The sequence below is a fragment of the Allorhizocola rhizosphaerae genome, from assembly GCF_003426775.1.
GTDB lineage: Bacteria > Actinomycetota > Actinomycetes > Mycobacteriales > Micromonosporaceae > Allorhizocola > Allorhizocola rhizosphaerae.
Map to the genome: position 1 here is coordinate 1 of NZ_QJUG01000281.1, position 9,654 is coordinate 9,654.

The following is a 9,654-nucleotide window of genomic DNA, read 5'->3' on the forward strand; positions in this document are numbered from 1 at the left end:
TGGACCTCGGCCAGCCTGATCGGCACCTTCGTGCGGACCCAGGGCTACCCCGGCGACAAGCCGATCAACCAGCAGTGGGCCTCCGACGGCACCATCCAGTCCGAGTCGCTGCGGCTGTTCTACAACAACGACACGGTCGGCGGCCAATCCGGCAGCCCGCTGTACCCGAATCCCGAAGACCCGACCCCGGGACTCTGCCCGGCGTGCGTCATAGCCATCCACGCCTACGGCGGCGGCAGTCTCAACAGCGGCGTGCGGATCACGCAACCGGTGTTCAACAACCTCATCGCTTGGATCAACGCGTAACAGATAACATGGCCCCGGGCGGATCTCTTCACAGCCCTGTCCGGGGCATACCTTTACCGCAGAACGCTGACCCTTTGGCGTTCCCATGCCGCAGTAAGACATCGGGCTGCGGTAGGCGGACCGGCCTCAGCACGGACACGAGCGAGCGTCTGAATAGATGACGCTTTTAGCCATTGCGGTCAACACTCTGATACGACCTGCTCACCAACGCCGGACTGCGCACCCGCCTCACCAAGAAAACCCTTCCGGCACACCGCTTTCCATTCACAAACCCGGGGGCGTGTCCGATTTTTCGTGTATGAGCCTCTGGCGTACACGCTCGCCGCCAACACCGCCCGTCGTCGGTCCGGCGCCGTCATAAGGCCCAAAGGGTCAACGGCCGTAAACGTCATCTTGCGGTCGACGCGCTGGGTCTGCTGCTGTTCGTGTTGGTCACCGCCGCTGACGGTCTGGCGGATTGTCGCCTTTGGATAGAGTCCTGTCCGGCGCCGTGATGCGGCCGACTTGGGAAGGTGCGCGGCAGCGGCGATCGTGTGACGGGTCGTGCCCGTCGTGCGCATCGTTTACAGCTTCGCTGTGGCTCCATCGTGAAGTCTGCACGGGCGCGAGCCGGGAATCTCAGCGCAAACGCAATCTGTCGTCATGTGGTCACTCGCTATAGTGCAATATTCGAATGTTTCGCCGTATGCTGTGCCTTGGCCAGCCTTCGGCCTGGGTGGTGGCGGTGTGCAGATCGAGGGCGACGTTTGCCGGGCGCCTGCGTGATACCCGGGGGTCCGGTCTCGGGCTGTCAGCCATCGCCTGCGCTGTCTGTGCTCAGGCGGGCTGATGTGGACGGACACGCATCCGGCGTGTTCGGCAAGAAACTTCTCATGGCCGGGAGACCACGTTGGTTGCTGCGATGACGCTCGTGACTGCGGTCGTGCCGACGGTGCCGGCGGGGAACTCATGAAAGGGTTGCGCACCGAATGACATCGACACGGATTAGCCCATCTGCCGCAGTGATCGTCTTGACTGTGGCACTGACCGCGACTGTGCCGGCGACGAGCGCCAGCGCCGCATTTCCTGGAACAAACGGAAAAATTTACTTCCAGGAGCTAGACCCCGTCGGCCGCGACACGGTCTTTTCGATGAACCCCGATGGCAGTGCGGTCACCCGGCTGACCCCATTCGGCCCGGACACCAACATTGCCCCGGTGGCTTCCCCGGACGGGACCAGGGTGGTGTTCGGCAGCGACCGGACGGGGACCCGCGAGCTGTGGACGATGAACGCCGACGGCTCCAACCAGGTCCAGCTCACCACCACCGGGGTCGAAGGCACAATCTGGGACTGGTCGCCCACCGGCCGGATCGTCTACCGAACGGGCGGGAAACTGGTCATGATCAACGAGGATGGTAGTGGTACTCCCACAGTCCTCACCAACGGGGACGAGCCAGCAGTGGCCCCAGACGGCTCGAAGGTGGCTTTCACGAGGTTCACCGTCAGTACCTTCGAGCTATGGGTGATCAACATCGACGGCACCGGCGAAACCCGGGTCACATCCGTTGCCACCCATGGGTTCGAGCCGTTTGAACCGGACTGGTCACCGGACGGCACCAAGATCGTGTTCGTGTCTCGCGGCGGCAGCCCCACCAACAAGATCCGGACGATCAACGCCGACGGGACCGGCGTCACCGAACTCGCCACCACCGCGCGGTTCTCCAACGTCAAGCCGAGATGGTCACCGGACAGCACCAAGATCGTCTACACTGAGAACCTCATCGACATCATGACGATCAACGCGGCCGACGGGTCCGGCGCCACCACCGTGCGCACGCTGACCTCGGGTGTCGCTACCGACTGGGCGGTCGGCTCCCCGGCACCGGCGGGGGCGGATCTGACCACGGCCGTTGTCGACTCTGCGGATCCGGTGGCGATCGGGGGCACGTACAGCTATACCGCCACCATCACCAACACGGGCCCGGCGGCTGCTTCCGCAGTAACCGCTTCGACCACCATCTCCGGAGCCTCGCACGGCGTTGCCTCGGCGATCCCGTCGCAAGGCTCGTGCAACGTGACCGGCTCGACCGTGGACTGCACGCTGGGCGCACTGCCCGCTTCCGCGGCGGCCACCGTCACGATCACGGTCGAACCCGCTGCCACCGGCACTATCACCGCCGCCACCACTGTGGCCGCAGCCGAACCCGACCCCAGCCCAGGCAACAACACCGCCGTGGAATCCACCACCATCGACAACGGCAACGGCTGCACCATCATCGGCACTACCGGCGACGACACCATCGTCGGTACCAACGGCGGCGACGTCATCTGCGCCCTGGGCGGCCACGACAACATCGATGGCAAGGCCGGCAACGATGTGATCTACGCAGGCTCCGGCAACGACATCGTCAACGGCGGCAACGACAACGACACCCTTCATGGTGGCGATGGCGACGACACCATGGGCGGCGGCAATGGCAACGACAACCTTTACGGCGGCCACGGCAACGACGCCAGCTACGGCGAGACCTTCCTCGGCTCGCTGCTGTACCTGTTCGACAACGGCGACGACCACATCTTCGGCGGCCCCGGCAACGACAACCTCGACGGACAGAAAGGCAACGACGTGCTCGTCGACACCGAGGGGACCGACGTCATGAGCGGCGGTGTCGGCAACGACACCATCAACCTCCATGACGGTCTCGGCGGCGACACCGCCCACGGTGGCCTGGGCAACGACACCTGCACAGTTGACCCCGGCGACACCACCAGCGGCTGCTGACCAAGCCAACGCGCGTGGCCGCCAGGTCAACCTCGCCCTGGCGGCCACCGCCTCAGCGCGGCAGCTTCAAACCGGACTCCGCCGCCCGAGGGACGAACATGCCGAAGGTCGCTCGTCGCGGCGTGTGACGGTGAGGCGCTTGGCCGATCCGGGGTGGGCCGACCACCGAGATTCATCTGGCCGCCGATGGGCGTGGCCGGCCGTTGGCGATCCTGCTTACCGCCCGGCCAGGCCAGCGACAACCCGCAGTTGCTCAACGTCTTGGACGCCATCGCGGTCAGCCACAGCGGCATCGGCCGGGCCGCGTCGACACCCGGACATGTTCATTGCCGACAAGGCCTACGCCCACAACCCCACCCGCACAGCGTGACGACGCCGCCGCATCCGCCACACCATCCCCGAACGCACCGACCAGATCACCCGCCGCGCAGCCAAAGGCAGCCGCGGCGGTAGACCACCACCGGCAGATGCGCGGTGGCGTCGTGGTTTACCGGGTGGACGGAGGCTGGGACGAAAAGGCTGTCACCTGGAATCGCCGGCCGGCCCGGCATCAGGCGTTGGCCACCAAAGGTTCTCGGGCGCCGATCTGTGGGTGGACATACCCCTGAGCGGGCGAGCGGTGACCGCAGTGGAGATCGACGGTGACGGCGAGCAGGTGTCGTCGCTTGCCACCCGTGAGGCTGGACGGGACGGGCCGGCCACCTGTTGGGACGCTGCCGGGACACGTGAACTGGTCGCCGACAGCATCAAACCCCACAGGAGGTGTTCGGATGAGAAAGACTGTATGGAGGATCCCGCTGCTGCTGGCGTTGGCAGCCGGGCTTGTGGTCGCCGGGATCGCCGGTGTGAACAGTGTGGCAAACGCCGACGGTGGCACCGACATGGTGAAGTATCACGGCAGCTTCTCCGCCAAGGTACGGGCGGAGGGTCCGGAGCGGCGGAACCTGTCAAGATCGTTGAGACACGGATTGGTCACGTTGTTTGTATGAGGGCAGGTGGTTGGTTGATCCACGCGGCTGCGGGATCGATGGTGGTGTGGGTTTGTGCCGGAACCGGTTGGGGTTGGCGGTGTAGGCGGCGTCGAGGACTTGGGCGCGTTGGGCGCGGACTTGTCCGGCGGTTCCGAAGTGGACGGATGCCGGGGTGTGCAGGCCGATCCCGCTATGTCTGTGCTCATGGTTGTAGTACGCGAAGAAACTGCGCGCAGAAGGCGCGGGCGTCTTCGATCGAGCCGAACCGGCTGGGGAACGCCGGGCAGTGCTTGAGCGTCTTGAATTGTGACTCGGAATAGGGATTATCGTTGGACACCCGCGGCCGGGAATGGCTGCGGTCGATACCCAGATCGGCCAGCAGCAAGGCAACGGGTTTGGAGGTCATCGAGGTGCCCCGATCGGTGTGGATCGACCTGGGCGCGGCCCCGATACGGGCGATCGCGTCGGCGAGGAACTCCTCGGCCAGGTCCCCACTTTCGCGTGGCGCGACCTACCAGCCGACCACGTAGCGGCTGTGGATGTCGAGCATCACGTACAGGTCGTAGTTGAGGTTTGACCCGCGAGGACTTTGCTGGCAAATCCAGGTAGCGGTGGCGGCGGCGATCATGGCGATGCGTGAGGTACATGCCTTCTGGAGCGGTGTTCCGGTGATCCAGTGATAGATATGGATGAGGTTGAGCGCGCAGGCGGTGAAGATGTGCTGGAGCTCGGTTTTCGCGGTGCCTTTGTAGCGGGTGCGATGTGCGTCGCTGCGGGCTGAGGCTTGGGCCATGGTGGCCTCCACGCCGGCACGGATCGCATACCGCTGGTGCCATTGTTCGGTCGTCTGCGCGTCCCGGATCTGCTGTTGGGCATGGAACTGCCGTTCGGCGCGAAAGGTCAGGAAGCGTGCGTTGACCGGCGAGCGTGTGCACAATGGACGATCGGGGCAGGGCGTGCAGTTGCGCGTCGTCGAGGTGATACTGCTGCACCCACACCATGCGCAGGACGTCGACCTGATGTAGCTCGGCCAACCAGGACAACTCGAGCTCGCAGTGCAGGGCACGCAGAAGCCGATAACCGTCGCGGCAGGCCACCGCCAGATCTGCGCTCGTCTCAGTGGGCGTTCCCCGGCGGACAAGACCCACAAGCGCAACGAGAAGAGCAGGGCCGGCGGCTCATCATCAACCGCGCCAAGAACAAGCAAGGACTCCTGTACTTCTACTACCTGTGCCGCGGCCGCCGCGACGAAACCTGCGACCTCCCCCATCCTCGCGTCGAACAAGTCGAAGACGCCGCCATCCACCACTACGGCACCCTCCACATCCCGGCACCACTGCAAACCAAGATCCGACATGCTGGACTCGGCCTACGAAGCACAGTACGAGGCATCCCGTACCCTACGCGAACAACTCAAGGCGAAGATCGCGAAGGTAGATCGACAGGAAGACGGTTACCTCGACCTCATCGGCGACCCAGAATGGCCCAAGGAAAAGGTCAGCCAGCGGCTGCGCCAGGTCCGCGACGAAAGCGAACGCCTCCAACGCCAGCTCGCGAGCACCGACCACCCACAGATCAACGCCAGACGCGAGGCTATCGAGATCCTGCTCGACCTGCTTAACAAACCACGCGAGATCTACCGGCTGGCCACACTACAAACGCAAACCCCGGCTTCTTCAAGCCGGGGTTTGCCTAACGACCATCTGGTGGAGGTGCGGGGAATCGAACCCCGGTCCATCACCGCTTTGGCAGGACTTCTCCGAGCGCAGCTTGCTGTGTCTCTGCTCGGCCCCACCGATCACGCAAGCAAGTCGGTGTGACGGGCCCAGTTGGGTTTGGTCTCGCCGCGTCAGCCCCCCAACGGGACCGAGTTGGCCAGCCTACTTAAATGAAGCCGGTGACTGGGCCGTAGGCCCTCCCAGACCGACTAGCTTGGCACTCGCTTAGGCAGCGAGGGCAAGCTGAGAGCGCGTTGTGTTGGCGCTTATTGTTTTCCGACGAACGATTCTCGAGACGACGTCGGCTTCCTCGGCTCGCTTCCCCTGTCTCTGCAGGCAATGTCGAAACCAGTCACCCCCTGGTGAAATTTTCCTGGTCTGAACAACAACCGGACCAGTCTATCAACTTCCCGAGCACGGCCGCGCATCAATTGTGCACCCGCTCACCGACTTGCCGATCGCGAGCAAAGCCGGAAACCTGATCGTGAACGTGGCGTCGCCGCCGGTCGAAACCGGGCTGACCGTCACGTTTATGCCGTCCTGCACCAGGTTGACGGTCTCGGGCGATCGGTTCAGCACCGCCGTCTTGTCCGGCATGATCAGCACAACGGTCCATTTGGTGTGAGGATCGCCACGCACCGTCACCTCGGTGTCGAACCCGCCGAGGCCCAGCAGCGCGATCGTCCGGTACGTCGCGGTCGGTCCCGAGCTGGTGCCCACGCCCGCGCTCGGGCCGGGCCGGGTAGCGGTGGGCGTAGGCGCAGTAAAGGACGGCGATCCGGGCCGCGGCGAGCCCGCCGGAGTAGGCGAGCCTGTCTCCACCGGGCCGATCCCGGGCTGGTTGCCCAACCCGAGCCCATATCCCGCGCTGGCCCCGCCGAGCGGCCCGCTCTCGCCGCCGTTGACCCACACCGCACCCGCCGTGGCGCACAGCACCACCAGCACCACGGCTCCGGCGAGACTGAGCAACCGTACCCGCCGGTTGCTGCTTTCCGGTTCCCGCTCGCTCCTGGGTACCAGGCGATCTGCGTCGGGGGCGCCCACCGCCAGCCGCTCGAGCACCGCCGGAAGACGGCTGTTGAGCATCATCCGGTACCCGCTGAAAAGCTCATTTCTTCGGAAGACCTCGTGTGTCCCAAGGAATCCCGTCTGCCGCAGGGCGAGCCGGCACCCGTCCCCGACCCGCGTGAGCGTCCACTCGATCTCACTGGAGAAGTCTTCGCCCCGCCACCGCCACACCAACCGCTGCGGCGGATCGCTGAGCAGCGTCTCCAGCTCGAACGGCCCGAAGCTGGGCAGCTCATCGGTCGGGGTGACCAGCCCGTCGTCGGTGATCGGCTGGAACCACCGGTTGAGCAGGTCCATGTCGGTGAGCGCGCGCCAGACCCGACCCCTCGGGTGGGAGAGGTCGACGTCGAGTCGGAGCTCGCTCACAACGACGACTATAAACGCGTGACCCCCACCGCCACGGATCACGCGAACGGGTTACACGCCAACCCGTTGATCATGCAGGACCGCAGGCCGAATCGGCCGTCGGGTTTGTGACCGGAGAACGCGAACAGGTACACCCGCCCGGCCGGCAGCAGCCGCCCCCAGTTCGGCTTGAAGACCCACTCGCCGTCCACATACGACCTCTGTACGGCCATCGTCGAGATCACGGTCGCGCCGGCCGGCAGCTTGACCCGGACCTCCCACGCCGCATCCGAAGCGCCGCCATTGTGCACCCACACATAGGCGTCGTAATTGCCGTACCACGTTGTCGTCCAATACACCGCGGACACGTCGCGCACAGGCACGGGCGCGGACGCGACCACCGAAGGACTCACCATCACAGCGGGAGACTTCAATGACACAGGTGACCCGGCCATCGGCGAGCTGACGGGCCCGACCGGCTCCGCGGCCGTCGCCGCCCGTTTCGAGCGCGACGAGGCCGTCGGCGGCCGGTGGGTCGGATCGGGCGTGTGCTCACCGAACCCGTCCACATAGTCCACCCCGAACGGGGCGTCCAAGCCATAGGGCCGCTCGATTGTCGCGTTTGGACCGGTGCGCGCCAACGCGAACGCCCCCGCCCCGCTGATCATCAGGCAGGCCGTGGCCAGCGCGGTAATCAGCGGCCGACTCGAAGACCTGCGGTGCGAGCGCACTCGCGAACGCTCCTGCTCCGCAAGCTCTTCGACGGTGGCGGGGCGCAGCTGGCCCATGGCTTCGTCGCCGTTTCGATCCACGCGGGGACGCTACAGCCCACCCGCGAATGATCACATCGTCTGATGGGCTAGTCCGCCCCTTTGGCGCGCCGGCCGAGGGCGCGGCTGATCTCCCGGTTGGCGTCGCGCTTGGCCAGGTCTTGCCGCTTGTCGTAGTCCCTCTTGCCGCGCGCCAGGGCGAGTTCGACCTTGGCCCAGCCGTCCTTGAAATAAATCGACAACGGCACAAGCGTCAATCCACTCTCCCGTGTCTTGCCGATCAGCTTGTTCAGCTCGAGCCGGTTGAGCAACAGCTTCCTGGTCCGCCTCGGCTCGTGATTTGTCCACGTGCCCTGCGTGTACTCCGGAATGTGGGCAGCGTGCAGGTACAGCTCGCCCGCCCGCTCCTGGGCGAACGCGTCCACCAGCGAGGCCCGGCCCAGCCGAAGGGACTTGACCTCCGTGCCGGTGAGCTGGATGCCCGCCTCGACGGTCTCAAGAATGGCGTAGTCGTGGCGCGCCTTGCGGTTGGACGCCACCACCTTGCGCCCCTTCTCCCTTGGCATTCGAAGAATGTTACCGGCTAGCGGCAGTGCCGCGCCGCTGTTATCTCGCCGCGATCTTGGGAGTGCGCTCTTTGCTTTCAAGATCGCAAGAGATGACAACGGCCCCCAAGCGGCACTGCCCGCGACTTGCTTTAGCAGGAGCAAAGCAAAACAGTGCCGCGCCGCTGTTATCTCGCCGCGATCTTGGGAGTGCGCTCTTTGCTCCCAAGATCGCAAGAGATGACAACGGCCTCCAAGCGACACTGCCCGCGACTTGCTTTAGCAGGAGCGAGCTAGCAGAGGCAGGTTGGCAGCCAATTCTCCGGCTCGACCGGAGTGCCGTCGAGCCGCACCTCGAAATGAAGGTGATTCCCCGTGGACGCGCCCGTGGTCCCGACTCGCCCGATCAGCTGCCCTCGGCTGACCCACTGCCCGTGCCCCACCAGGATCGTCGACTGGTGCGCGTAACACGTCGAAAGCCGTTGCCCCTCAACGTACCCATGGTTCAGGCACGTGTAGTTGCCGTAGCCCCCGCGCCACCCGGCCGACGCCACCTGCCCATCGGCGGCCGCGTAAATGGGCTCGCCGCCTCCGGCCGCGATGTCGACCCCCGCATGCAACTGCCACACGTGGTAATACGGGTCATAGCGCATGCCGAAGTTGCTGGACTTCCACCCCCGCACGGGCATGAGCAGCCTCGCCCCCGGCCGCAGCGACGGGCCAGCCTCACCCGCAAGCAGCTCGGCCGCGATGCGTTCGCTCTCGCGCTTGAGCTCCTCATGCCGCTGCATCACCTCGTCCCGGTGCGCCTCCGCGCGGGCCGCCGCCTCCTGCTGCTGCGCCGCGAGCGCGACCAGCTCGTGCTGCGTGCGCTCGGCCGCCTCCTTGGCCGCCTTGGCCTCATCCACCGCGGCCTGCGCCGCGGCCAGTGCCTGGTCGGCCGCGCGGCGCGCCATGCCGGCGTCGTTCGACGCCTGCTTGGCCTCCCGCTGCGCGCCGAGCAACTGATCGATCGCGCCCTTTTTCGCCTCGGCGATCTTTATCGTGTACCCGTACCGCAACGCCAGCTGGCTCGGGCTCCCTGCGCTGATCAAGGCGTTGAACTGTGCTACGTCGCCGCCCCGATGGGTCACGGCGGCGAAGCGCCCGAGCCGTTCGCGCCCCTGCCG

General features: G+C 65.7%; 9 protein-coding genes, 1 other RNA gene and 2 pseudogenes. 4 read left to right on the plus strand and 8 right to left on the minus strand.

Features of this window, described 5'->3' with window-relative positions; translation table 11 throughout:
- The 4 genes and pseudogenes from DM816_RS36935 to DM816_RS36945 all read left to right on the plus strand — a co-directional run.
- Nucleotides 1-306 (plus strand): trypsin-like serine peptidase (locus DM816_RS36935; RefSeq protein ID WP_425455320.1); only part of this gene is annotated, 306 nt, incomplete at its 5' end.
- 1,130 nt (nt 307-1,436) lie between these two features.
- Entirely contained in the window at nt 1,437-3,068 is a 1,632-nt protein-coding gene (locus tag DM816_RS36940; protein WP_162908212.1) for a DUF11 domain-containing protein, read from the plus strand.
- Nucleotides 3,069-3,188: 120 nt separating this feature from the next.
- A pseudogene (locus tag DM816_RS44925) lies at nt 3,189-3,537 on the plus strand (transposase); the annotation flags it as partial.
- A 301-nt stretch (nt 3,538-3,838) separates the two neighbouring features.
- Nucleotides 3,839-4,057, plus strand: a complete 219-nt coding sequence (locus tag DM816_RS36945) for a hypothetical protein (RefSeq protein ID WP_117215159.1) — start codon at nt 3,839-3,841, stop codon at nt 4,055-4,057.
- On the opposite strand, the pseudogene DM816_RS36950 reads toward DM816_RS36945, so the two are convergent.
- From DM816_RS36950 to DM816_RS36980, 8 genes and pseudogenes are all read right to left on the minus strand, one after another.
- A pseudogene (locus tag DM816_RS36950) lies at nt 4,041-4,529 on the minus strand (transposase); the annotation flags it as partial. The gene DM816_RS36945 and the pseudogene DM816_RS36950 sit on opposite strands and share 17 nt — an antisense overlap.
- 21 nt (nt 4,530-4,550) lie before the next feature.
- A complete protein-coding gene (locus tag DM816_RS44930; protein ID WP_117215161.1) occupies nt 4,551-5,396 on the minus strand; it encodes a transposase in 846 nt (281 codons plus the stop codon).
- A 43-nt stretch (nt 5,397-5,439) separates the two neighbouring features.
- Nucleotides 5,440-5,607: a hypothetical protein gene (locus DM816_RS43195; RefSeq protein WP_162908213.1), complete on the minus strand. Its 168-nt coding sequence runs from the start codon at nt 5,605-5,607 to the stop codon at nt 5,440-5,442.
- A gap of 136 nt (nt 5,608-5,743) precedes the next feature.
- Nucleotides 5,744-6,117, minus strand: a transfer-messenger RNA (tmRNA) gene (gene ssrA, locus DM816_RS36960).
- A gap of 42 nt (nt 6,118-6,159) precedes the next feature.
- Nucleotides 6,160-7,191, minus strand: coding sequence for an SRPBCC family protein (locus DM816_RS36965; protein ID WP_117215162.1), 1,032 nt, complete (start codon nt 7,189-7,191; stop codon nt 6,160-6,162).
- Between the two features lie 38 nt (nt 7,192-7,229).
- Nucleotides 7,230-7,982, minus strand: coding sequence for a cellulose binding domain-containing protein (locus tag DM816_RS36970; protein ID WP_117215163.1), 753 nt, complete (start codon nt 7,980-7,982; stop codon nt 7,230-7,232).
- Nucleotides 7,983-8,029: 47 nt separating this feature from the next.
- Nucleotides 8,030-8,506: an SsrA-binding protein SmpB gene (gene smpB / locus DM816_RS36975; RefSeq protein WP_117215164.1), complete on the minus strand. Its 477-nt coding sequence runs from the start codon at nt 8,504-8,506 to the stop codon at nt 8,030-8,032.
- 272 nt (nt 8,507-8,778) lie between these two features.
- Nucleotides 8,779-9,654, minus strand: an 876-nt coding sequence (locus tag DM816_RS36980) for a M23 family metallopeptidase (RefSeq protein ID WP_162908214.1), incomplete at its 5' end; no start/stop codon positions are given.

Excerpts from the sequence above, each read along its gene's own strand:
- DM816_RS36940 (WP_162908212.1), top strand. The coding sequence starts at position 1,437 with ATGAACCCCGATGGCAGTGCGGTCACCCGGCTGACCCCATTCGGCCCG.
- smpB (WP_117215164.1), bottom strand. The coding sequence starts at position 8,506 with ATGCCAAGGGAGAAGGGGCGCAAGGTGGTGGCGTCCAACCGCAAGGCG.
- DM816_RS36945 (WP_117215159.1), top strand. The coding sequence starts at position 3,839 with ATGAGAAAGACTGTATGGAGGATCCCGCTGCTGCTGGCGTTGGCAGCC.
- DM816_RS44930 (WP_117215161.1), bottom strand. The coding sequence starts at position 5,396 with ATGTCGGATCTTGGTTTGCAGTGGTGCCGGGATGTGGAGGGTGCCGTA.